Raw genomic sequence first — 24,067 nt, 5'->3', positions numbered from 1 at the left:
AACAAAGGAGCAACGGAAATGGCAGGATATTATACCGAATCAAATTACGAGAATGCAGTTCTCCAATTACTTAATGAAGGGCTTGGCTACACCTATGTCTACGGACCGGATGTGGAGCGTGATTATCACTCTCCGCTCTACGAGGATGCCCTGTTGCCCGCCTTGCAGCGCATCAATAAGGGCTTGCCTCTGGATGCTATCAACGAGGCCATCTACAAGCTCAAGAACTTTGCGTCCGGCTCGCTGTTGCAAAAGAACATGACCTTTACCGACTATCTGCAAAACGGTATCTCTGTAAAATACTTTGTAAATGGCGAGGAACGCTCCACCCTCGTCTACCTTGTTGATTTCAAAAATCCTGCCAATAACGACTTTACCGTTGCCAACCAGTGGACTTTCATCGAAAATTCCGAAAAACGCCCTGATGTCATTCTCTTCATCAATGGTCTTCCCCTTGTCGTAGTGGAGCTGAAATCTCCCTCCCGCGAAGAGACAGATGCTTCCGACGCATATCGCCAGCTCCGCAATTATATGTACGAGATCCCCTCCATGTTTATTTACAATGAGGTCTGCGTCATGAGCGATATGACCACCTCAAAGGCCGGAACCATCACCTCCGGTGAAGACCGCTTCATGGAGTGGAAAACAACGGACGGCAGCTACGAGAACACACAGTACGCAGCCTTTGACACCTTCTTTGAGGGATTGTTTGAGAAGAACCGATTCCTCGACATCTTGAAAAACTTTATCTGCTTCAATGTGGACGGTGAGAAAACATTCAAAGTGCTTGCCGCCTACCATCAGTATTTTGCCGTCAAGAAGGCGATTGCTTCCACTCAAAAGGCAACCGTCACAGATGGTAAAGGCGGTGTGTTCTGGCACACGCAGGGCAGCGGGAAATCGCTGTCTATGGTGTTCTATGCCCACTATCTGCAAGAGGCATTGGAAAGCCCGACAATCGTTGTGATCACAGACCGAAACGACTTGGATGACCAGCTCTACGGCCAGTTTGCCCGCTGCAAGGATTTCTTACGCCAAACGCCGCAGCACGCCCAAAGCCGAACCCACTTGAAAGAGCTGCTTGCAAACCGTCAGGCTAACGGCATCATCTTCACTACCATGCAGAAGTTTGAGGAAAGCGGTGAGCCTCTTTCTGAGCGTCGGAATATCATCGTCATGGCGGATGAGGCGCACCGCAGTCAATACGGATTAACAGAGAAAGTTGTAGTGCGCCAGAAGGAAGACGGCGAGGTCGAGGCCAAGACCATCATTGGTACTGCCCGAATCATCCGTGATACGCTTCCAAACGCTACATACATTGGCTTCACCGGCACTCCCATCTCTTCAAAAGATCGGAGCACCCGTGAGGTGTTCGGTGATTATATCGACATTTACGATATGACTCAGGCAGTTGAGGACGGAGCGACCAGACCGGTTTACTATGAAAGCCGCGTCATCCATCTCAAACTTGATGAAAAGACGCTGCATCTTATTGACGATGAGTATGACCTGATGGCAGAGAATGCCGATCCTTATGTTATCGAAAAGAGCAAGAAGGAACTTGGCCAGATGGAGGCGATTCTGGGGGCTGACCAAACCATCGGCTCTCTTGTGGACGATATTCTCGACCATTACGAAAACTATCGCGCCAATATTCTGACCGGAAAGGCGATGATTGTTGCCTACTCCCGTCCCATCGCCATGAAGATATACAAGCGGATTTTGAAACTGCGCCCTACTTGGACGGAAAAGGTCGCAGTTGTCATGACGCAGGGCAACAACGATCCCGAAGAATGGCGTGAAGTAATCGGCAATAAGGCTCACAAAGAAGATATGGCGAGAAAGTTCAAAGACAACGACTCGCCGCTTAAAATCGCTATCGTTGTGGATATGTGGCTAACGGGCTTTGATGTTCCTTCCCTTGCCACCATGTATGTTTACAAGCCGATGGCCGGTCACAACCTCATGCAGGCTATCGCTCGTGTCAACCGCGTTTTCAAGGACAAGGAAGGCGGCTTGGTTGTTGACTATGTGGGCATCGCTGCTGCGCTGAAACAGGCTATGAATGATTACACAGCGCGGGACAAGAAGAACTACGGTGACACGGATGTCAGCAAGGCTGCATATCCAAAATTCCTTGAGAAACTGTCCGTGTGCCGTGACCTATTCTACGGTTATAACTACGATAAGTTCATGACTGGAACTGACCTCGATAAGGCGAAGGCGATTACCGGAGGTGTAAACTATATCCTCGGCAAGAGCGTCGCAGAGCAAGACCTTCCCGACAAGGAGAAGACGCAAAACATCTACATCAAGGAGGCGTTACTTCTCAAACAGGCACTTTCGCTGTGCGGTAGCTTGGTAGATGAAAAGACACGCTTTGAAGCAGCATTCTTTGAATCTGTCCGAACGATGATTGTCCGGCTTCTGTCCGGCGGTACGGGTAAGAAGTTTACGCTGCCGGAAGTAAACGAGCGGATCAATGAGCTGCTGAAACACAGTATCAAGAGTGAGGGCGTAATCAACCTTTTCTCGGATGTGAAGGCGGAATTTTCGCTGTTCGATCCGAAGTTCCTTGAAGAGATTGCCAACATGAAGGAGAAAAACCTTGCTGTTGAACTCTTGAAAAAGCTGATTGCCGAACAGGTGTCGGTTTACCGGCGAACTAATATTGTCAAATCGGAGAAGTTTTCTGAACTTATTCAGGGTGCAATGAACCGATACCTGAATGGGATGCTGACCAATGAGGAAGTCATTCAGGAGCTTTTGAAGCTTGCTAAAGAAATTGCCGATGCAAACGCAGAGGGTGAAAAACTGGGATTGACCGCCGACGAGCTTGCATTCTACGATGCTCTGACCAAGCCCCAAGCCATCAAAGACTTCTACGAACATGACGAACTGATTGCAATTACAAAAGAGCTGACCGATCTGCTCCGTAAGAACCGGACAATAGACTGGCAGAAGAAAGAAAGCGCCAGAGCTGGTATGCGCCGGTTGGTCAAGCGCCTTCTCAAAAAACACAAATACCCGCCAGAGGGCATGGATGACGCAGTTCAGACCGTGATGAGCCAATGTGAAATGTGGACGGATAATGTAATGACTGTGTGACCTTTTATCGTCTACTGTTCGTTATCAACGCTATGCCTCGAAAGGAACATAATATGGATGTCCGCGAAACAACAGAGCTGGATGAAGATGAGCGCATTATCACGATTGCAGATGGCAGCGATACTGGAATCGTCAATAATCAAGTCCCCGAAGCAGATATAATCAGGTATAAAGACAGCACCTATGAGATTGTTTCTAAGATTGCCTATTTGATTGGTGTGCCAAAGCGGATTTTTGAGAATGAGCACGAGCCGCCTAAAACGGAAGTTTATGAAAGGCTTGAACAGGACAAGGCGGCTCGGATAATCCGCCACCTGTGCATTATCCGAACGGCCATAGAGCGGAATTTCAAACACATCAATGAAAAGATGCGGTTTGACTATACTTCAATTTACAATCTCCCTGAATATATTCCGCCAGACAGCATGACACAGCTCAGTGCCGATGGAGTCAATTTTGTCCGAAAGAGCAGCAAAAAACTTTGCCATCATGTTATTGAGATCAACAAGTTGATAGCTGATAGAATTAACAACTGCAAAAAGCTATTTCCTCTTTGGCTAAACTGGCAATATGTAAAAAATCTTTTTGTGATGCCCAATGGTCTAACTGAGGATGGAACAAAGGCCGCTGCGGATATTTACTACTCGCATTTGCTTTTCTATCCGTATCAGGTTTACATCAACTGGACTCCTAAAGAAGAAGGGAACATTCTCTATAATGACAAGAAATTTGTCACCTTGCTTTACCAATGGAATAATGACTATTTCACAGAATATAGCAAGGTATCAGACGCAGGGAGCTATGTTAAGGGAAGCATCTATGAGTTTATAGAAAGCAGCGAGAAAGTTGTCATCGTGGTAGATTGCGAAAATTCAGACCCATACAAACTTTGTGCAACGCTGAGGAATCTTGACCGTCAATATACAAAGAAGATTTCTTCAATCATCTTGTTTGATGATGTTCATGCTGCATCTGCGTGGCGCATTTTGGAGAGCTTCACCGCAATCCCTGTTGAGCACATGATGATCGAACGAGTGAAGCAAAATAAATCCCTTGTTGATGTGATGCTCATTTCAAGAACCTGTCAGGAACACTATAAAAACAATGTGGATTCCTTCATCCTTGTGTCAAGCGACTCAGACTACTGGGGGCTGATTTCGTCTCTGCAAGATGCCCGTTTTCTTGTCATGATCGAACGGGAAAGCTGCGGGCCAGACTTGAAAAATGCACTTTCAGATGCCGGAATATTCTACTGCTACATAGATGACTTCTATTCAGGGAATACCGAAGACATCAAGCAAGGCGCACTCTTTAAGGAGATGTATCGGTACATCGACAATGCCGTCAGACTCAACATATTTGAGATGTTTGATGAAGCAATACGCACAACACGGATTGAAATGAGTTCAGCAGAAAAACAGCAATTCATTTCTCAATATGTGAAAACGATGCAGATGAGGATTACCGACAGTGGTGATGTGGTCTTGGAGTTCAAACGAAAATAAGCGGAGGTGTAAAATTTATGATGGACGAATTATGGCGTGAAGAGGAAAAGAAAACATTAGAGAGTATTGCCAGGCTTACCGAATTGGGAAAAGTCAAATGGGAATGCGTAGAATACAATCCGCTGTGTTTCATGAATGAGGACAAGGTGGATGAAACCTCTGCTTATTTGTGCCAGATGTTTACTCTGACAGCGGAAATCGGTGGGATGCCTTACGAGCTTGAAATAGCCGAATACATTACCGTACCTGACGGGAAGGGCGATATTGCGCTTACCTTAACACGAGATGTCCCTGATGATTTTATGAAGATTGATTCCATACTGTCCAGTGATGTTGATGAATATGAAAACTGTGAACCGAGCGAGATAGGTAAACGATACAAAAATGATCCTGCCATGCGGCTAACAGAAACCATCGTCCCCGTAGTAATTGAGTCCGAAGCTGTTCAAGACACTTTTGAATGGGCTAGGTTCATCAATGAAAACGGAATTGCAGATGAGATTCTTAATCATCCAGTGGTTCGGCTTGCCGAAAAGCTGTTTAATAAACATCGCCTTCTCGACTACCACCGGATTCTTTTCGACATCCCTTATAGGGAAAAATTGATCTCAGAATAAAGAATAAGCCGCAGTCCCCACAATGGGAACCGCGGCTTATTCAATTCATTGCTGGCTAATTACCAGATTATATGTTTTCTACCACAAGCGTTATGGGATTGATGACACGCACCGGCTTACCCTGCTGTTGCGCATACTGTACGGTTTTCCCTGTGCCACTCGGTTTGCCGTTCCATACTGCAATAATGTAATCAGCCTGGTCCACCATATAACGATTGCGCTTGTGCATACAATCCGGCGTATAACGCTGCTGCAAAAGCGTTTCTTTGTCGCATTTGGAGGCTATATCAAAGTACCGATCCCTGAGAGCCTCGCTCCATTTCTCAGCTTGTGTTTCGCAAGGGATGGCACACTCAAGCGTAATGCCATTATAAGCCGATTTCAAGCCAAGGACGATCTCAGCCGCAAACATATCAACGCCGATTGCCATACCGGTGATAAAGTGCGTAACGCCATTCTCTTCAATCTGCCTGATTATTTCATCTCTGAGCTTCTGCTTGAGTGCAATACATCTTTCGTCTGCCTCATTGAATCCGAACGGGAGGCTCTGGGGTCTGTGGCCGGTAAATGCACATTTCTTTGTCTTCATATCTCATCTCTCCAACTATGTATTTTAGCGCTATTCTCATTCGCTTATCCATAGTATAGCATGAAGAGATGCAGAAGTCAGTCGAAATACGCGGTAAAAGAAAAAACTGCGCCGAATAAGCGCAGTTCAATGACGAATGTTATTTTTCATTCTCTTTTTCTTGACGGATCAGGAGTTCAACTATTTGGAGAATGCGATTTTGAGCATCAACCGAAAGGGTGCCCAATTCATTCGAGAGCTGTGTTGCCTTATACTCTGTCGTGTGGTCGAGTACATCACAGAAGATGGCATCCGCAGATACCTCAAGAGCGTTAAGCAACAATATCAAATTTTCACAACGGGGAAAAGATGCGCCCCGTTCTAAGGTTGAAATATAGTTTGCAGTGAATCCGGTCTTTTCGGCAAACTCTTCCTGCGTAAGACCGAGGCGTTCGCGGCACTGCTTGATCCGCTTGCCTATTCGTTTATCTATCATGACAACTACCATGCCCTTTTCTGTATCGTTCATAGTAATTATATGGACAAGCGGCACAGTTATACAGAAACGCTAATCCACTCTCAATGTATTAGCGGCATAGTGCGGACGAAATTCATGAAAGAACCACAAAAAAAGAGCCTCAGCCGACACCCGCAAGGACATCGACCGAGGCTCTTCGCTTTTGATAGAAAATCAACCTTTATTCTGACATTTCAGGCGTTTGGAGCTTAGACAGGAAAACATACGGGGCTACGCTTCATCTCTGCTCAGAGGGCAGGAAATCAGCGATTTTCGACCTTTATCCCGACAGATTTTGGCTTTGTCCTGAGCGCTTGGAAAAGTAATGCGGACAGGCTATGATAACGGCGCGGAAGCTCTGCTTGCAAGGATGAATGCAGCGGCGGCACAGGTCATTGTATTTGCGCCGACCGTCGCTGCCTAAAAAGAAGCTCCATTCGAGCTTCCATTTCTTACTCCGGCTCATAACTCACGCTCGCTTTTCTTCTCCTTGTGGGGAGAAGGCTTATCCGTCTGCTGGGCGGTTTTGGCGGATTTCAGCCGATCCATGATAGAGACTTTACCGCCCTTCTCGCTCGTTTTGTCTTCCTTCGGGCCGTTGTTGATGATTCCGTCAATCATGCCGTAGTCATCCTCAAGCGACATTTCAGCGGCTTTGAGTGGATTTTGCTTTTCCAGCTCGGCCACCCAATCCGCTTTCTCCACACCGAAGATACCGCCTTTGGCGGCGTGTTCCTTGATCTCGTTAGCGTCCAGAACCAGCCCCTCGGTATCATCACCGTACAGCCGGTAAATCTGGCACGATTTCATGACCTCAGCCGCAGCCTCTTCCCGCATGGGCAACATTCCGCCCCATTTGTAGCCGTACTGCTTCATTTCCTCGATGCTGATGCTGTCATCCGGCATCTTTTCGACCGGCATGACCTCCTGACGGAGCAGATCAACCGTGTTCTCATCGAAGCCGTCGTAGATATGGGACAGCACCAAGTCACCGCGCTCATCGACTATGATGCAGGAGGCATCGTCACCAAAGGTATCATGCTCCATCAGCCAGAAGGTGTGACCGTCGATTTCCTTGTGATCAATCGTGTGCCATGTGCCGATATGGCCATCCACCGCCATACCGGAAGTGTTCTCATTGACAATGGAGCTTTTCTCTTCAAGGACAGTCTGCTTCTGCTGCTCTTCGGAGATCATCGGGATAGCAACGATCCTGTCGCCGATTTTTGCAAACTGCTCCGGCATTTTGAACTCCGTCATGAACTGGCGCAGCAAATCGGGAGAGAGCGAGCCGAAGCTGTCATCCGTCAGACCTGTGACCAGAAATGTACCGGCAACAATATCATAGATTTCTCCATCTTCATCCCGCAGGGCACGGTTGAGCGGCAAGCCTTCCAGCTTGCCCTCTTCATTGCAAATAACGGCAACCGGCTCCGCAAAGGGATAGACGGCCTGAATACTCCCGCCGACTTCATGCTGCAAGGACTCAAGGCCGGAAGGGATTTCTTTCACATAGGGCTTTTGGTCCGGCTCGACCACCAGCACAGTCATTGTAGTTGGCTGTTCCAATTCTGCGCCGCTTCCGGTGACGCGGTACTCATCGGGAATATCTTCAAGAGAGCCGTCAAAGTAGCGGTTCCAGCTATCGCCGGTAGGACGGATGTACCCGGCGTCGGTCAGTGTGCCGCCTTCATTGATTGCGCAGTCTTCCCCGTACCGCTCAAAGTCGATGTAGTCCACAAAGCTGCCGAACTTGTTGTCAATGTTGTAGCCGCCCTCAAAGAAGTAGTAACGACCGAGATCGTCATAGTCCTTGATGTCTGGGATAAAATCATAGTTGTCGAGATTGTAGGTCAGGTTAATCAGATCGTCGAGGTCATTCACTTCATCGCAGCCGCTATCCATGATTGCCACAAAATGCTCAAGCTCAGAGCGGGACATCTCATCCAGCCGGGATGCGAGGTAGTTGAGCTTGTCGAGGTTTTCATATTCCCCAAGGAGGTTGCTAACCCCGTGAATGGAGCAGTCATAATCGGTGATGAACCACTCTTCATAGACCTGACCGAACTCGTCTTTCGAGCCAATACCGATCCGCTCGAACACTTCTTTCATCTTATCCTCGGTGGTCGGAAACTGCACCCACTCACCGACAAGTTCCCCTTCATTATACTTTCCGAGGTTGGTCACAAACGCTTCAAAACTGCCGTCCAAAACAGGCATAGGCATCCTCCTTTCAATCGTCAGTCATGCTGTCCGGTGCGATATATAGTTCTGCAAACGCTTCATCACTGATGCTCTCAAGCTTGCGAACCGTATTGAACAGTAGCTCGGCCATTTCATCATCCAGTTCACCGATGGGCAGCCCCTTCATCTCCGCAATCAGCCTCTTGCGACTGGAAGTGTCGAAGCAACACATCAGATTTGTCTCTTCAACGGTAAAAAACATAATCACATCTCCATTTCTTTTGATTTTGGTTTCTTCGTGTGCTCAGGTTTCTTAGCGCATTTATCCGGCGCACTCTTGGCGTGTTCTTTGAGCTTTGCGAGGACAGAAGTCTTCTTCTGAGAGGGATGCTCTCTGCGGTCCATTGCTTTCCAGAGGCTTTCTGCCGGAGCGTCCTCCACATAGGAACGGACAATAGACAACCGCTCACGGAATGGAACGGGATTTTTTCTGTCCGTAATGTCCGTCAGGCTGACTTCTTCATTTGGAAAATCCACTTTGTCAACGCGAACAGTTTTGCCGTCCATATCCATCACCATGCCAACAGGGATATAGTCCTCAGCGATAAGGTGTTTGACGGTTTCCTGTCTGCCGTCTTCACCGGGTTGCGTAACAAGGACATCGTTGCCTTGTCCCCACAGAGCCTTTGCCTTGGCAACCCACTGATCTTCCCGAAAGCCGGTCACGGCTACCTGCCCGCCGCCTTCCAGCTCTTTCATCAGGAGCTTTGTGCCGAGCGCGGGCGCTGCCTTCTTCGCATCTTCACCGTAAATCTCGAAGTAACTGTTCTGGGCAAAGCAGACAATCGCTTCGGGATGGGCTTCCTTGACGGCATTGTAGGCGGTCTGCGCTTCAAGGGGCAATATGCCAAGCTTTTCTGTCACGCCATGCTGGACGGCAAGCTTGTGAATGTGATCCTCAATACTGCCGGTTTTCGCATGGAAGCCCGTTTTGAAGCGCTCACGGCGGAGGATCATGTCAAGCTCAGTCGCATTCTCAGGCAGATAACTCACCGACACAACCTTGCCGTGCTTTTCTTCCAGCGGGATCGCTTCACGCCGGTAGCTGCGGAAAGGCAGATAAAAGGTGGCATCGTCCTTAAAGGAGACTGCCACTGTCTCAACCGGAACGGTGAGCTTTTGCATCCTCTCCACATGGGCAGCATAGTCCAGCTCAATGAGGTTGCCTCTGACGGTATCGCCCTCTACGCCCTTGATCTCAACCGCGTAGGCAAGGATGGGATCGCGGGTTTGCTCATGGTAAAACTCCCACACTTTGTTTTCGTAGGAATCCTCCACATAGACTTCGCGCTCAGGCAGGAGGTAAGTGCCGTTCGGACGGGACATCCAGAGAAGGTGCTTGTCCTCGGGAGATTGGGAACCGGCAAGACTGTGAAGCAGCCCAGCGTCCAGCTCAAAGTCCTCTTTGTAGTTTTGGGTGTGGATGTCCATAATCCGGTGAAGGGCATCCACAAGATCGATGTTTTCAAACTTCATAGGCATCACTCCAAACCGACATCGTGGGACTTCTGCTTAACCGGCGTTTTCCGCTCAGGCTGGCTCTTTGCCGCAGCACGGAGCTGTTCCCGGATAGAAGGCTTTTCCCGCGCTGCTTCCTGAGTCTTCTCTTTTCCGATATATTCAAGCGTCGGTGTCAGCTCTCGATAGCAGCCTTGCACCTTCTTGGCAGAATGGCGGCGGTGAATGGCGAACATCGGCTCGCCATCCCGGGTAACGGTGTTGCCCTCAATCCTGACCTTGTTCTCCACCATCACCTTGAAGGATTGATTGGACGAGTGGTAGGTAGCCAGCATCCCGTCGTTGCGACCGGCAATCTGCGCTTTGAGCGTGTCCATGACGGCTTCCTTGATTTTCTTTTCCTCCGGTGTGAGGCGATGCTTCGCCGGTGCTGCCTGTTCCGGCTTTTTGGGTGCCTTCTCCGGCACAGCCGGTTTGCTCTGTTCAGCCGGTGTCTGCTCCTGTACCTTGCCGATAGAGGTCTGCCGGACGAACTCTTCGGTGAAAAGGCTGACCAGCCCCGGATTTACGCTGTCAATAATGAGCTGTGAGGCATTATCCGGGCTGCCATCCATGCCCTTTGCCCATTCCTTGCAGTCCGGGGAAATGCGCCCGTCATGGTCTTTCTGCTGGATGGTTTGCGCGAGGACATAGGCGACGCGCTCAGGCGAGAATTTCTCAAGGATGCTCTTAACGGCGGACTCCGTCGCAAGTCGGTTGTTGCCGTAGTAGTCGTTGATGGTCTGCTCAATCGCCTCTTTACAGTCCATGTTCGCTTGCATCGAAGTGCGGTAAGCACTCAGCTCACCGGCTTCAAAGGCATACATCGCTGCTTCCCGATAAACCGGAATAGCCGCATCCCGCAGCGGCGTAGGGGCTTCCTGTTCTTTCACGGCAATCCGCTCTTTGAGCTTTTCATCAATACCGGTGATCATCTCAGCCGCCGTTTTGCGGATGGTTTCCAGCGAGCCTTTCAGCTCCTTGGTCTCCTTGTCGGAGGACCAACCGGCGATATAGCCGAAGGAATAATCAGAGGTTTCAATGCCGTACCGCTGGCAGACGGTATAGGCGACGCTTTCTGCCTCGACCTCCTTAGTGCGCCGGTCTTTCTTGTCCTCGGGAGCAACCTTTTCGCCCGGAGTGACGGCATGGAGCTTGGCATGGGCAATCTCGTGGATCGCCGTCTTGATGGTCTGGATTTCACTCATACCCTCCTGAATGGCAATGCGGTTTTCTACATGAGAGAAGTAGCCTTTTGCGCCATCGGTGATATTTTCAAAGGCAATGGGGACCGGAGACAGCGCTTTGAGAGCATCAAAAAAGGCGGCGTAGTTTTCCACGCTGCCTGTCAGCTCGTCCACGGCAATATCGGGAAGCTCTTTGCCGTCCGTCTGGGACACATCGAAGACGCTCACCACCTTGAAGGCGGGGCGGGTCACTTCAACCGTCTCAGTGACCGGCTTGCCGTCCTTGTCGAGAACGGGCTTCTGCGTTGCCGGGTCGAGTTTTTCCCGCTCTTCCTGCACCTTGTAGGGCGCAGGAGCAAGGATTTTGATGCCCTTTTCGCCCTTCATCACATGGCGGTCGAAGTTGCGCTGCCATGCCGTGTAACCGGCGATCAGCGTCGCATCCGGCTTCTGCATGGCGATGAGAAGCGTATTGTTAAACGAGTAGTTGTAGAACTTGGACATCGTTTTCAGGTACTCTTTGAAGCGTTCGGATTCAAACAGTTCCTTGATTCCCTGTTCCAGCTTGTCGGTGATTTCCCGGACTTGCTGGGCGTTTCTGTTTTCAGCCATTTCTAACCTCCAATCTTACTGATTTGAAATAGAAAACTCCGGCTGAGATTTGCCCGAAAGACGGGCTTTGATCTCAGACGGAGTTTCCGTTCTGGTCAATCTGCGATGATACAAATTATCTGTATGTTCCCATTCAATCAACTTCTCAAATAAGTCAGGGTGACGGTTGACCATGTGGGAAAGCTCAGAAGTCGATGCGTTCGGGCAGAACCAACAACCGTTGCGTTTGGAATGTTGATAACAGGGCGAGAGCATATCGTATTTCTCGCACAGCCGCCAAGCATCCGCTTCCGTCATGCCATACTTTGCAAGAAGGCTGATGTCCTTCTCCTTATTCAGTCTGGCAAGACGCTTTGGCTCGTCCAATGCAATACCTACATAGCTGCGGGTGTCATCAGGTTGAGCCTTGTGGTACTTGCGGAGTGGAGGCATTTTACAGTCCCGATTTACCGCGCACTTTCCCGGCCAGACAAAACCTCGGAGCAGCCCTTCATAAGGTCCTCTTGTGATAATGTGATGGAACACATCATCGTAAGTTTTGTCACTTCGCAGAACCGTGAATTTGCATCCGAGTTCATTTTCAACGAACGGTTTGAGCTTTTGGTGGATAAAGTCCCGATGCTCCGGGACTTCTCCACTGATCTCCTGATCGAACATCACCTCACTGTAAATGACCTCATCCAACGGCTCGTTTTTCTCCGCAGCAAGGAGAATGGTTGCTACGCTGTCCTTGCCTCCGCTGCATGAGGCAATATATCGCGGGCGCGTCATCGGTCGAACTCCATCTTGAAGCTGACATACTTGCCGCCTGTGTCATCCAGACGGATCACCGCATCATAGAGCTGCGGGCGCTTTGGCGTATAAAGCCCGGTCACTCTGCACCAACCCTTGTCCAGCAGTTCGGCGGCGATTTTCTTGGTCAGCTTCTTTTTCTTACTCGTAAAGAACTTGTTATCCTCCCACATACAGAAGGAGCATTCCTTGTTCGAGCAGTAGTAGTTTCCCTTGCCTACATAGACCGGCGAGCCGCAGCGCGGACATTTGCCAATGGACTCTCTGCCGGTATCGAAGCGGTTTGCCTCGGCGTCAGAGAGGAAGGGATAGGCTTTGACCAGCTCGGAGGTCATCCCCACAATGCCGGAAAGGAACTTGTCCGCATCCGCATTGCCGCGCTCAATCTGCATCAGGGTATTTTCCCATTCCGCCGTCATGGAAGGAGAAGTGATCTGTTCGGGCAGGACGCATACAAGGTTGTTGCCGTCCTTTGTAGGCACGAGAGATTTGCCCTTGCGCTCAACAAAGCCACCTTTGACCAGCTTTTCGATGATACCGGCGCGGGTGGCAGGAGTGCCAAGCCCTTTCTTTTCGGTATCATCATCAAACGCATCATTTCCGGCGGTCTCCATTGCTGACAGAAGGGAGTCTTCGGTGTAGGGCTTCGGTGGGGATGTGTAATGTTCGGTGAAGCTGGAAACGACAGAAGAGAGAATATCCTTCTCATTCAGAGAAGGCAGCGAGCGTTCCGGCTCGTCTTTTTCCTTGCTCTTGAGCGTTTCCTTGAAGCGGTGCTCAATGGCTTTCCATCCATCCTGCATGACTGTTTTGCCCTTTGCCTTGAACTCGTAGCCCTCACAGGTGAGCGTGACCGAAGTCTCGTCGTAGATGTGCTTCTCACCGGTAGCGCTCAGAAGGCGCATGGCGACAAGCTGGATGATTTTTTGTTCCGACTCCGGCAGCTCGGCGAGGTCTTGCTTTTCAAGCTGGACGGTGGGAATAATGGCATGATGGTCAGTGACCTTGGCGTTGTTGGTAATTCGCCCGATGTCCGGCTCATGGGTAATGCCCTCGAAGAGCGGCAGCTTGCGGGAGACAATGCCGATCACCTGATGAGCGGTGCTCTCCATATCCTCAGTGATGAACTGACTGTCCGTTCGGGGATAGGTGAGCAGCTTTTTCTCATAGAGGGACTGCACCAGATCGAGCGTCTGCTGGGCGGTAAAGCCATAGTAGCGGTTGGCTTCCCGCTGCAAGGTGGTCAGATCATAGAGCCTCGGCGGGTTGACCGTCTTCGTCTCCTTCTTGAGAGAAGAAACGACGGCTTGCTTTTTATCGCAAGCCGCCGCAATCGCCTTCGCTTCCTCTTCGGTTTTGACCTTTTCCAGGTCCGCCGTCAGGTTGTCTTTGCTGATATGGACATTGAAGTATTTCTCCTTATGGAAGGTTGAGATTTTGCCTTCACGCTCCACCAGCATTGCCAGCGTAGGCGTTTGGACGCGCCCGACCACCAGCTTCTTATGATAGAGTGTCGAGAACAGCCTTGTGCCGTTGATGCCGACAATCCAATCTGCCTTGGAACGGGCAAGCGCGGCTTCGTAGAGCCGGTCATACTCGCCGCTGCTTCGCAGATGGGCAAAGCCCTCCCGGATTGCGCTATCTTCCAACGAACTGATCCACAGGCGCTTAAAGGGCTTTGTGCAACCGGCTTTGTTGTAGACCAACCGGAAAATCAGCTCGCCCTCGCGTCCTGCATCGGTGGCGCAGACAAGCTCGGTCACACGCTTATCGCGCATGAGGTCGCACAGCACCTTGAACTGCTTCTGCTTGTCCTTCGGGACTTCAAACAGCCATTCCTCCGGGACGATGGGGAGATCGCTGTACCGCCATTTGGCAAAGCGCTCATCGTAGGAGCTTGCGTCCGCAAGCCCCACAAGATGACCGACGCACCATGAGACGATGTAGTTGTTTCCTTCGAGATAGCCGTCCTTACGGGAGGAAGCACCCAGCACCTTCCCGATAGCGGCTCCAACACTCGGTTTTTCCGCAATCACTAAGATCAAATCGTTTCCTCCGTTTCTTTGGTTTCGTCCCCGTTATCCTCATCGTCAGCAATGACAGGCTCTTCGTCCTCATTGATATACGGCTCTTCCTCATAACCCTCGTCATCGAAGAAATCCAGATCCTCGTCCTTCTGCTTCTTGCCGCGAACGAACTTGATGTAGTAATATGCACCACCGCCGATGCCGACCAGAGCAACGATGCCGATGATCAGGACAATGTTCGGGGAAGCGTTTTCCGGCTCTTCGGGCGCTTCGGCTTCCGCGTCCTCGACCGGCTCTTCCGGCTCAGTTACAGCGCCGGTGCACTCGCTCATGTTTGTTTTGCAAACAGGACATTCCGTATTGACAGCTCCAGCCTCGCAGCGGGTATCGCAGTTACAGGTAGTAAGCGAAGATGCCGTTTCCTCATCCAACAGGGCAAGCAGATCGGCCTCGTCCACCATGTTGAGGAAATAGGTTTGGTACTGTTCCTTTTCCTCGTTGATGGGCGCATCGTAATCGATCACGACATAGAAGGTGTTGCCGGTCTTGGTCTGCACCGTGATGAACTGCTTATTCGTCGCCTTGTCATAGAGCAGATCGCGGGTATAAGCGTTGCCTTCACCTTCAATCGGCTCGCCCTCATACGGTTCAGGCTCTTCGGGTGCTGCGGTTTCCGGTGTTGCCTCGGGCTGGGTCGCCTCCGTGACCGGAAGCTCCTGCTCGGTATCATCCGCATAGGCGAATGCGGGTACAGTGAACGAGATACAAAGCGCGAAGCACAGTGCAAGTGCCGCCAGAGTGCGGATTCCTTTTCTCTTAGTCATTGTCCGTCACCTCCTGCTGGGTAGTGGTAGGCTTTTCCGCCTTGCCGTCCTTCATCGCGGCAAGGAACGCCATAATCTGATCCTTGTCCATGACCATCGCACGGACGGTGTTGACGATTTCAAGGTTTTCCAGCTCGGTTTTCTTGTCGTACAGCTCCTTGAGCTGCCCCTGCAGGTCCTCGACCTTCTTCTCGGTTTTGGCGATTTCCGCGCAGACCTTCTGATATTTCGGGTTCATAAAAACGCTCCTTTCGGTTAGTAGTTGGGTCTTCCAAAGGCATAAAAGTGGGATTGCCAATAGGAAGTGTTGATGGATGTGTACTGGATGGGATCGCCGCAGTGCAACATCACATTGTCGCCCACATAGATGCCCACATGGGACACGCCCGGCGTGTCATAAGTGCCGACAAAGAAGACGAGATCCCCCGGCTTCACATCGGCGCTGGAAACAGGCGAACAGACATTGTAAAGCCCCTGCGCACCCAGCCGCCCGGTGTTGACAAGTCCGCTGTTTGTGAGAACATAACTGACGAATCCCGAACAGTCAAAGGAAGTGGACGGATTTGAGCCGCCCCAAACATACGGGTAGCCGAGATATTTTTCTGCCTCTGCGATGAGAGTTGCGAACTTCTCGTCCGTCAGATACTCCGCATTGACCGTGTAGTCATCGGGTGGGTTTTCAATGTACTTGTCCACATAGCCGGAGCCGGGGAACAAATCCTCGCGGTTGCCCAGCGTTGACATATAGGCTGAGTACATGGAGAGCTGGTCTTCATTCATGATGTAGACCGGCAAATGGGAGAGGTCAAAGTTTTCCAGCGTGACAGTACAGATGTAGTAGTTATACGGCACTTCGACCTCATAGGTGTAAGTTTCCGTGCTGGTCTCGCCGGTTTCGGGATCGGTGACAGTCGTTGTCCCGGTACGGGTCTCTGTCCGGTAGCGTACCTCAACCTCCACATCTTCGGTGAGGATGTATTGCCGGTCAAAGAGCGTTTGAAGAAGCCCCTGAATTTCGTCCAGTGTGAACTCTCCCTCATTGAAGGAGGATAGAATGGAGATCAGCACATAGGGATCGTGCTCAATCGTATCAAGGTCAAAGTGGTACTCATCGTAGTCGTGCGTGCTCTCGTAGTTATTCAGATACGATTGCAGCTCCGCCTCCATCTGACAATACTGCGCCTCCGCGCCGGTCATGGCATCGTCCTCACTGAGGTAGGAAGTGGCGATGACAGACGAAGTGGTAGAGGTGAACATTGCCGTGCAGGAGCTAATCCCAGCAGACAACAGGATCAGAATCATCAAGCCAGCTCCCAGCCAAGCAAAGACCTTTTTGTTCTTGGCGATAAAGTCCTTGACCTTATCCGACGCTTTCTCTCGGACGGTTTTAGCGGTGGACTTGGTGGCGGTGGAGGCCGTTTGCGCCCCGGCCTTGCGAGCCGCAGCGTATTCCTTCTTGATGTGCTGCTTCTGGTAGTGCTTGTTCATATTGGCTCGGGAAGCCTTCATCTCAGGGTTTTCGGCAACCGTCTTCTCAAAATGGAGCTTCCGGTCAGCGGCCTCGGCCTTCTGCTCCAGCTTGGACACCTTCTCGAACGGCTTGTTTGCACTGCGCTCTGTATGATGCTGGTAGTGGCGGACAACGGACTCGGCGGCAATCTCTGTCTTATGGGCAGCTTCTACACCGGAGTTTTCCTGCTCCACCTCATGGATTTTGCCGTGGATGCCAGAGGCAAGCGTATCGCCGACCTTGCGGACGGTCTTGTCTGCCTCAAACTGCAATTTGCTCTGTCCCTTGGGGACTTTCAGCTCGTCTTCAAAGTAGAGGCGGGTTTTGCCTTTACCGGTTTCCTCGTCAAAGACGCGCTCTTTTTTCAACACCTTCTTGGTGGGCAGCTTCTCACGGGCGGCATCCAGACGCTCATGCGCCTTCTGAGATTTTCGCTCCAACCGTTCAATCCGTCTGGAAGCTGGGGCATCATCGTCAAGGTCCGGCATCTCTGCGGAGGTTTCCGCCGCTCTTTCCAGAACGGACTCTCCATCAATCTGCCTTTCAGCGCGAGGTCTGCTGACCTTACCGGTAACAGCGGTATCGGCAAATGCTTTTCCGTAGTCAACGGAATGGGTGCGGTATGTCTCAGAGTGCAGAGTGTGAGATGTGGGATCATCGCTGACGGGTAGATCGCCCGGATTGTACTCTTGCGCCGCATCTGCGGACTGTGTTTCGGCTTGAGCCTGACTCACTGCGTCTTCCAGCTCATCAGGACGAAGCTGCCGCCGCTTCTTGACCTCTTCGGCAATATCGCCGGTTTCCGTGTCGTGGGGCGCAACAAGTTGGGCGTCCTCAAGCCGTTTTGACACTTTTTCTGAGGTGCCTTCGGTGAGGTTTTCTTCCACTGCGCCGTCTCTGGTCATCCGCAGGACAACCCGGTCTTTGGGCTTCAATTCATCATGCGGCATCAGATTTCACCTCCAATCCGCGCCTCGGCAAGTTCCTTGTATTCAGGGTTTAACTCAATTCCGACATAGTGACGGTCAAGCTGCTTTGCGACCATACCGGTTGTGCCGCTGCCTATGAAGGGATCAAGGACAACGCCGTCTTTCGGGCATCCGGCAAGCAGACAGGTTTCAACCAGCTTCGGCGGGTATGCGGCATAGTGACCGCCTTTGAAGGGGACGGTGTTGATAATCCAGACATCCCGCTTGTTACGCAGCGGATTGATCATCTCATCGGAGATAGCACCGTGTTCACGGCACAGGTTGATGGTCTGCTGCTTTGCCTGTCCGGGGATCGGCTCCCCGTATTTGTTGCTTCCCTTGACCCCGCGCTTGAGCCTGCTTACCGTTCCGGGAGCAATCGGCTCGGAAATGGCCTTGTAGTCAAAGAAATACTTCCGTGACTTCGAGAACAGAAAGATATGCTCATAGCAGCGGGCGCAGCGGTCTTTGACGCTTTCCGGCATCGGGTTTTCTTTCATCCAGATAATGTCATTGCGCAAATACCAGCCGGAGTCGCGGAGCGAAAAGGCCAGCATCCACGGGATGCCGATCATATCCTTGGGCTTGCAGCCCTCAACCTTGTAGTTGAGAGCCACAGCCTGACCGTTTCTGCCCTTGGGATTCTTTGCGTCCACATAGCCGCCCTGATTGCCTTTCCCGGCATAGGTGTCGGAGATGTTAAGCCAGAGCGTCCCGTCTGAGCGCAGTACGCGCCTGACTTCGGTGAACACTTCCGTCAGGCGCGAGATGTATTCCTTTGGCGTTGCCTCTCTGCCGATCTGCCCGTCCACACCGTAATCACGCAGCGCGTAATACGGCGGGGAGGTGATGCAGCAATGGACGCTTTCATCGGGCAGCGTTTTGAGGACTTCGAGACAATCGCCGGTGTAAATGTGATCAAGCTGTATGGGGACTCCCTCCTTTCTGCGAGACTTGATGCGCAATCAGTCGGAGAAATACTCGTCCGGCTCGTAGTCCTCGTCATCGTCCAGCTCATCCTCCCAGCGGTCGATGATGGACTCGGCCTCCTTCGCCGCTTCGCGGTACAGGGAAAGACGATTGCGCTCATAGGCGGCATAGGCCGGGATGAACTTGCCAAACTCCTGAATGGCGCGGACATCCTTGGTGCGCATATCCGATACCATGTCGATCAGCTCGGCCATCGTCAGCAGATCCTCAATCATGCTGTCGTACTTCTCCTTGGGGATGGTGACGAAATCATCCTCATACTCGTCTTCCTCATCCATATCAAAAGCGGAAGGAGAGCCGGACACACGGTAGATGTGTTCTTTCTCCTGAATGGAGTCGAGAATACCGCCGATGACCTCCGTCGCCTCATTGGCGCACTCGGCGATTTCCTCGCGGACATGGAGGTAAGCGCGGTGGTGCTTTTTCAGCTCGTCCTCCTTGCGGATCAGGTTGACCAGCTCCACGGTCAGCCCCATCAGGCCGAAGAAGCTGTCCATGCCTTCCTTGACCTCGCGGAAGCTCATCTCAACCGGCGTATCGCCGAAAATCTCGGTCATCTCGTCAACGGTGATCTCAAAGTTCTCATTCATATTCTTTTTCATAATGGTAGTCCTCCTTAATTCTGCAAGGTTTCTTCGGGTTTGGTGGTCATGTAACGATAGAGCATCGTGTCCTTCGGGAAGTCATCCTTGAAGGGGACGATGGTCGAGCCGTAGAAGATCAAGCCTTCACCGGCGTTGGAATTGGTGATGTAGTTCTGCTGGCTGGGCGAGATGTTCAGCGCCTTCGAGAGAATCTGCCGGTCGCCGGATGCCTGGTTCAGAAGGTAAACGAAGTCGGAGTTCTCGAAGATGTTCTCGATCTCACGGGAAGCCAGCAAATCCTTGACATTCTGCGTGATCCCGGTGGGGATGCCGCCCCATTTACGGAACCGCTTCCAAATCTCGACACTGTATGCCGCTGTCTGCTCTTCCTTGAGCAGAAGGTGGAACTCGTCCATGTAATAGCGCGTCGCCTTGTGCTGGGCACGGTTGATGGTCACGCGGTTCCAGACCTGATCCTGCACAATGAGCATCCCCAGCTTTTTGAGCTGCTTTCCGAGCTGCTTGATGTCATAGCAGACGAAGCGATTATTCACATCCACATTCGTCCGGTGATTGAAGACATTCAGCGAGCCATGCACATAGATTTCAAGGGCAGTGGCAATCCGCTGTGCCTCCGGCTCACTCTGACTGCGCAGGATGTTGTAGAGGTCTTCGAGAATAGGCATCTTCTCAGGGACCGGATCGGCAAGGTAGTCCTGATACACCTTGCGGACGCTGCGGTCGATGATGGTCTTTTCCACCGGTTGCAGCCCATCCTTGCCGCCCACAATCAGCTCACACATGGAGAGGATGAAATCAGACTTCAAAGTCAGCGGGTTTTCCTCTTCCGAGTAGTTCACATTGATGTCCAGCGGGTTGATGTAGTCGGTGCTCACCGGCGAGATGCGGATGACCTGACCGCCGAGCTTCTGCACAAGGGGATAATACTCCGCCTCGGGATCGCAGACGATGATGTCATCCTCTGTGATGAGGAAGGCGTTGGTCATTTCCCGCTTCGCCGAAAAGCTCTTGCCGGAGCCGGGGGTGCCGAGGATCAGACCGTTCGGGTTTTTGAGCTGCTTGCGGTCAACCATGATCATGTTGTTGGAGAGCGCGTTCAGCCCGTAATACAGCGCCTCGCCGCTCTGAAAAAGCTCCTGCGTCGTGAACGGGACGAACACCGCCGTCGAAGAGGTGGTCAGCCCGCGCTCAATCTCGATCTGATTCAGGCCAATCGGGAGAGAGGACATCAGCCCTTCTTCCTGCTGGAAGTCCAGCCGCTTGAGCGCACAGTTGTATTTCTGGGCAATGGAAGCCGTCTGGAAGATGGCATTTTCGAGCTTCTGGCGGGAGGCAGCGGTATTCATGATGAGGATGGTCACAAGGAACATTCTCTCGTTGCGCGTCTGAAGGTCCTGCAACAGGCGCTTGGCCTCACCGCCGTAGGTGGCAAGGTCGGACGGGATGATTTCCATGTCATATCCGCTTCTCACGGCCTTCTTCTGCTCTTCAATTTTCATCTTGTCGAGGTCAGTAATCTTCATCTTGATACTCTTGATGGCTTTCGCCTGATCAATCGTGCGGATATGAAGATTGACCGTGATGTTGCTGTCCATGTCGAGGAAGTCAGCCAGCATCCGGTCATTGAGTTCCGGCGCGAGGATTTGCAGGAAGCTCACTGCGCCGATGGCCTTGCCCATCTTGAAGCACTTGCCTTCACGGAAGTCGAAGGAAGTGGGCGCGATGAAATCTTTGCTGCTGAGTCCCGTCCGGGCTACCATGTCAAAGGAGAAGCGGAACGGCTCGTTCGAGTCCATGTTGAACACATCATGGAGCACTTTCAGCCGTTCGTAGCCGGACAGCGGCTCGGTCTTCACACCGAGGGTTTTGAAATTATTGAGGATGTCCGTCTCAATCCGATCCAGCTTGGCCTTCGCCATGCGCAGGGAGTCGGCCTCAATGCCGAAGGTAATGTACTTGCGCTTGATGAGGCCGTTGTTGCCCTTCGTGAGCTGGTTTTGCAGCATCTCGGAATACTCGCTGCGGATGTCGTTGAACTCGTCATCCTGCTCCGGGATGTCGATCTGCTTCTTGAACTCGCTGATGCTCGTCCTCTGGTTGATAAAGGAGAACTGGACAAAAATCGAGCTGTCAAAGTAGTTCAAAAAGTCGCACCAGTTCTCAAAGATAGCCGTTTTGTCCTCGTTCTGGGCGAGCTGGTAGTTGATGTCGTTGAAACGGATAGTCTTTGTGTAGAGGCGGCTGTTGACCTTGCAGATGCCGTCGCGGCACATCTCCACATAGGGGATAGTCTGCTGCGCCGACTGACGGACTTTCTTTGTCTTCTTGGCCTTTTTCTTCTGCAGGACCAGCTTCTTCTTTTCCTCAGCGGAGAGAAGATCGCCGTACACCTTGCCGTTTTTGGTAAGCCGCTTAGGCTCTGCGGCCTTTTTCGTGCTGCTGTGCAATCTGCAATTCCTCCTTCTCTTTGATTTCCTGCTGGAGCGCAGCGTATAGGTTGCTCGTGCGGTATGGCCGCACCTTATCCCTCAAAAACATGGACTTGATCACATGACCGAGGATTTTTTCAGCCGGTTGCCCGTCCTTCTCATAGAGAGCGAAGAAGATAAACGGGAGCATGATGACCACCATCAGCATTGCCGAAGTGGAGATGCCGAGGCTGGGCTTAGTCAGGAAGAAGATCGGAACACCCGCTGCCGCAGCCAGCGCAAAGCAGATGAGCTGCCGCTTTGTCAGGTTGAACATGACCTTCGTCTTGACACGATTCAGGTCCTTCGGGACCGGTACAAACGCCATTGGGAACCTCCTTTCCAAGCGTGATGCTGCATTCGACCTCATTGCCCCATACATCCCAGCCTTCGGGGGACTGGCGGGCGAAAAGTTCGATGCGCGGGACATCGCCCATGAGCTGGACGATGCGGTTGCGGGCTTCCTCCGGTTTCTTGGAGTGCTCTTCGATGTGGCTCATGATGACCTGATGCACACCGGGGCTTGCCCGTTTGGGATGGCCTTTCGTTGCAAGGATGCAGAGTTCAGCATTCGCCCGTGTCCAGTACCCCATGCCCCAAAAGAGACTGTCGGACACCCGGTTCTGCTTGATCCAGACAAAAGCCGTCGTTTTGTATTCAAATCCCCATGCTTCAAGGACTTGGAACGCCTCCTGCATACAGGGGAAGGTAATCCACATGAAGAGCGCACAGTCTTTTGCTGCAAGCTCTCCAATAGGCAGAGCCTTGATGTCTTCAAGGCTCATGGTCGGGTAATGGCTTTCCGCTGAGCGGCCAAGCCCCTTCTTTGAGTAGACCTTGTACCGCCACGGAGGGTCGGCGTAGATCACGGAGTATTTCTTCAAGTTGACCCTCCTTTCTCAGTGGGCATTGAATAGTGACTTTGCAAGCGAACCTGTCTTGAACAGGGAGAAGCAGAGGATGACCGTATAAGCTGCCACCGAGAACAGCGCCGAGTGGATATTGGCTGCGATGATCATGTTGTTGATGAGCACGGCATAGATCGCAACGCACACCATGATGAGGAAGCCTTGGAATGCCAGCGCGAACAGCCCTTTGAGGTAGTTCGTGCCGATGCTGCCCCATTCGCGGTTGCTCATCGTCGCAATGGGAATGGGCGCGATGCTCACGGTGCAATAAATCTCAATCATACGGCCATAGAGAATGACCGTGATGAGAATCGACATGATCTTGAGGCACAGGCTGATCAGCAGCGTCTCTATGGACAAGCCGAGCAGTTCGCCAATGCCCATCGTTTCCATGCTGGCGCGCATTTGTTCAAGAGTGGATTCGATGTCGATGTTCGTGTCGCCGCTTATGACACCGGCTGCACCGGCTACGACATTCTGACCGATGTCGAAGACCGCCATCACAATGTCAAAGGTATTGGTAACGAGGTAGATCGCCACAGCCGCCTTGAAGAACCACTTGAAGAACATCCATGTGTCCATGTCATGCAAGTTGTTTTTCTCGGTGATCATGGAGATCAGCTCGTAACACAGGACAAAGGTGATGATGATACCAGCGATGGGGACTATCACATTTTCGGATAGTCCCCGGATCATCTGGTATATGCTGCTATCCCATGAAGAGGGCGTTTTGCCTACCTCAGCAGCTATCGTCCCTACCTTGTCGTTGACATCGGTGAACATATTGGTCATGTTGCTTTCAATCCAGCCGATCAGAAGCTCTTTTATGGCTTCTTCGATTTTTTCAAGGATAAATCCCAATATTTCACCACCTTTCGGTTATGCTGGGGCTGCCGGATCAGAACAGGCCAGACAGGAGCGGGATAAGGGTCGTGCCGATGAGTACCACACCACCACCGGCCATCAACTGCTTGATTCCTTGGCTCTTGGCACCGGGATTGTCATTGCCGTACCCCTCCATGAGGTTGACCACGCCCCACACGGCAAGGCCAGCGCCAAGGGCGACAACGAGGGTCTGCAAAACGGTAACTGCCTGATTGATAAATTCCATAAATGACCT

20 protein-coding genes and 1 pseudogene are annotated in these 24,067 nt (G+C 51.6%); 3 read left to right on the top strand and 18 right to left on the bottom strand.

Annotated features, from left to right (window positions below):
• The first annotated feature begins 18 nt into the window (after nt 1-18).
• The 3 genes from TQ39_RS13990 to TQ39_RS13980 are packed head-to-tail and all read left to right on the top strand — an operon-like array spanning nt 19 to nt 5,230.
• Entirely contained in the window at nt 19-3,108 is a 3,090-nt protein-coding gene (locus tag TQ39_RS13990) for a type I restriction endonuclease subunit R (protein WP_050005973.1), read from the top strand.
• A gap of 53 nt (nt 3,109-3,161) precedes the next feature.
• Nucleotides 3,162-4,613: an NYN domain-containing protein gene (locus tag TQ39_RS13985; RefSeq protein ID WP_242853509.1), complete on the top strand. Its 1,452-nt coding sequence runs from the start codon at nt 3,162-3,164 to the stop codon at nt 4,611-4,613.
• 17 nt (nt 4,614-4,630) lie between these two features.
• Nucleotides 4,631-5,230 (top strand): hypothetical protein, encoded by a 600-nt coding sequence (locus TQ39_RS13980; RefSeq protein WP_050005972.1) that lies wholly within the window; start codon nt 4,631-4,633, stop codon nt 5,228-5,230.
• Between the two features lie 67 nt (nt 5,231-5,297).
• Here the strand turns inward: TQ39_RS13980 and TQ39_RS13975 are convergent, their stop codons facing one another.
• The 18 genes and pseudogenes from TQ39_RS13975 to TQ39_RS13890 form a co-directional block, all read right to left on the bottom strand.
• A complete protein-coding gene (locus TQ39_RS13975) occupies nt 5,298-5,819 on the bottom strand; it encodes an SLOG family protein (protein WP_004611964.1) in 522 nt (173 codons plus the stop codon).
• A 139-nt stretch (nt 5,820-5,958) separates the two neighbouring features.
• On the bottom strand, nt 5,959-6,327 hold the full coding sequence (locus TQ39_RS13970; protein ID WP_004611963.1) for a helix-turn-helix domain-containing protein: 369 nt from the start codon (nt 6,325-6,327) through the stop codon (nt 5,959-5,961).
• 450 nt (nt 6,328-6,777) lie between these two features.
• Nucleotides 6,778-8,535 carry an antirestriction protein ArdA gene (locus tag TQ39_RS13965; RefSeq protein WP_050005971.1) on the bottom strand — a complete coding sequence of 586 codons (1,758 nt, stop codon included), beginning with the start codon at nt 8,533-8,535 and terminating at the stop codon, nt 6,778-6,780.
• Nucleotides 8,536-8,548: 13 nt separating this feature from the next.
• Nucleotides 8,549-8,761, bottom strand: coding sequence for a transposon-transfer assisting family protein (locus tag TQ39_RS13960; RefSeq protein WP_050005970.1), 213 nt, complete (start codon nt 8,759-8,761; stop codon nt 8,549-8,551).
• A gap of 2 nt (nt 8,762-8,763) precedes the next feature.
• A complete protein-coding gene (locus TQ39_RS13955) occupies nt 8,764-10,035 on the bottom strand; it encodes a MutS N-terminal domain-containing protein (protein ID WP_050005969.1) in 1,272 nt (423 codons plus the stop codon).
• Nucleotides 10,036-10,040: 5 nt separating this feature from the next.
• Nucleotides 10,041-11,855 (bottom strand): DUF3849 domain-containing protein, encoded by a 1,815-nt coding sequence (locus tag TQ39_RS13950; RefSeq protein ID WP_050005968.1) that lies wholly within the window; start codon nt 11,853-11,855, stop codon nt 10,041-10,043.
• Between the two features lie 15 nt (nt 11,856-11,870).
• Nucleotides 11,871-12,626, bottom strand: a complete 756-nt coding sequence (locus TQ39_RS13945) for an adenine nucleotide alpha hydrolase family protein (protein WP_050005967.1) — start codon at nt 12,624-12,626, stop codon at nt 11,871-11,873.
• The gene (locus TQ39_RS13940; protein ID WP_050005966.1) at nt 12,623-14,692 is read right to left on the bottom strand and encodes a DNA topoisomerase 3; all 2,070 of its coding nucleotides are present in this window, start codon (nt 14,690-14,692) and stop codon (nt 12,623-12,625) included. Before TQ39_RS13940 ends, TQ39_RS13945 begins: the two co-directional genes overlap by 4 nt.
• Entirely contained in the window at nt 14,689-15,498 is an 810-nt protein-coding gene (locus tag TQ39_RS13935; protein ID WP_050005965.1) for a DUF4366 domain-containing protein, read from the bottom strand. The genes TQ39_RS13940 and TQ39_RS13935 overlap by 4 nt, the downstream gene beginning before the upstream one ends.
• On the bottom strand, nt 15,491-15,736 hold the full coding sequence (locus TQ39_RS13930; protein WP_004611956.1) for a DUF4315 family protein: 246 nt from the start codon (nt 15,734-15,736) through the stop codon (nt 15,491-15,493). The genes TQ39_RS13935 and TQ39_RS13930 overlap by 8 nt, the downstream gene beginning before the upstream one ends.
• A gap of 17 nt (nt 15,737-15,753) precedes the next feature.
• Entirely contained in the window at nt 15,754-17,958 is a 2,205-nt protein-coding gene (locus TQ39_RS13925; protein ID WP_050005964.1) for a C40 family peptidase, read from the bottom strand.
• Complete coding sequence (locus TQ39_RS13920; RefSeq protein WP_430651173.1) at nt 17,958-18,788, bottom strand: DNA-methyltransferase; 831 nt, start codon at nt 18,786-18,788, stop codon at nt 17,958-17,960. Before TQ39_RS13920 ends, TQ39_RS13925 begins: the two co-directional genes overlap by 1 nt.
• A 153-nt stretch (nt 18,789-18,941) precedes the next feature.
• Nucleotides 18,942-19,463 (bottom strand): nitrogen fixation protein, encoded by a 522-nt coding sequence (locus TQ39_RS13915; protein ID WP_420865191.1) that lies wholly within the window; start codon nt 19,461-19,463, stop codon nt 18,942-18,944.
• Nucleotides 19,464-19,582: 119 nt separating this feature from the next.
• Nucleotides 19,583-21,922 carry a VirB4-like conjugal transfer ATPase, CD1110 family gene (locus TQ39_RS13910; RefSeq protein ID WP_478002443.1) on the bottom strand — a complete coding sequence of 780 codons (2,340 nt, stop codon included), beginning with the start codon at nt 21,920-21,922 and terminating at the stop codon, nt 19,583-19,585.
• 61 nt (nt 21,923-21,983) lie between these two features.
• Nucleotides 21,984-22,367, bottom strand: coding sequence for a PrgI family protein (locus TQ39_RS13905; RefSeq protein ID WP_242853507.1), 384 nt, complete (start codon nt 22,365-22,367; stop codon nt 21,984-21,986).
• Nucleotides 22,368-22,374: 7 nt separating this feature from the next.
• Nucleotides 22,375-22,923 (bottom strand): annotated as a pseudogene (locus TQ39_RS13900) (MT-A70 family methyltransferase); the annotation flags it as partial.
• Between the two features lie 15 nt (nt 22,924-22,938).
• Nucleotides 22,939-23,808: a VirB6/TrbL-like conjugal transfer protein, CD1112 family gene (locus TQ39_RS13895; RefSeq protein WP_050005960.1), complete on the bottom strand. Its 870-nt coding sequence runs from the start codon at nt 23,806-23,808 to the stop codon at nt 22,939-22,941.
• Between the two features lie 37 nt (nt 23,809-23,845).
• Complete coding sequence (locus TQ39_RS13890) at nt 23,846-24,058, bottom strand: Maff2 family protein (RefSeq protein WP_004611947.1); 213 nt, start codon at nt 24,056-24,058, stop codon at nt 23,846-23,848.
• Nucleotides 24,059-24,067 lie beyond the last annotated feature (9 nt).

It is taken from the genome of Ruthenibacterium lactatiformans (genome assembly GCF_000949455.1).
In the GTDB taxonomy this organism is placed as follows: domain Bacteria; phylum Bacillota; class Clostridia; order Oscillospirales; family Ruminococcaceae; genus Ruthenibacterium; species Ruthenibacterium lactatiformans.
Note: the sequence above shows the minus strand (reverse complement) of the source record. Positions and strands in the feature narration are given on the sequence as shown.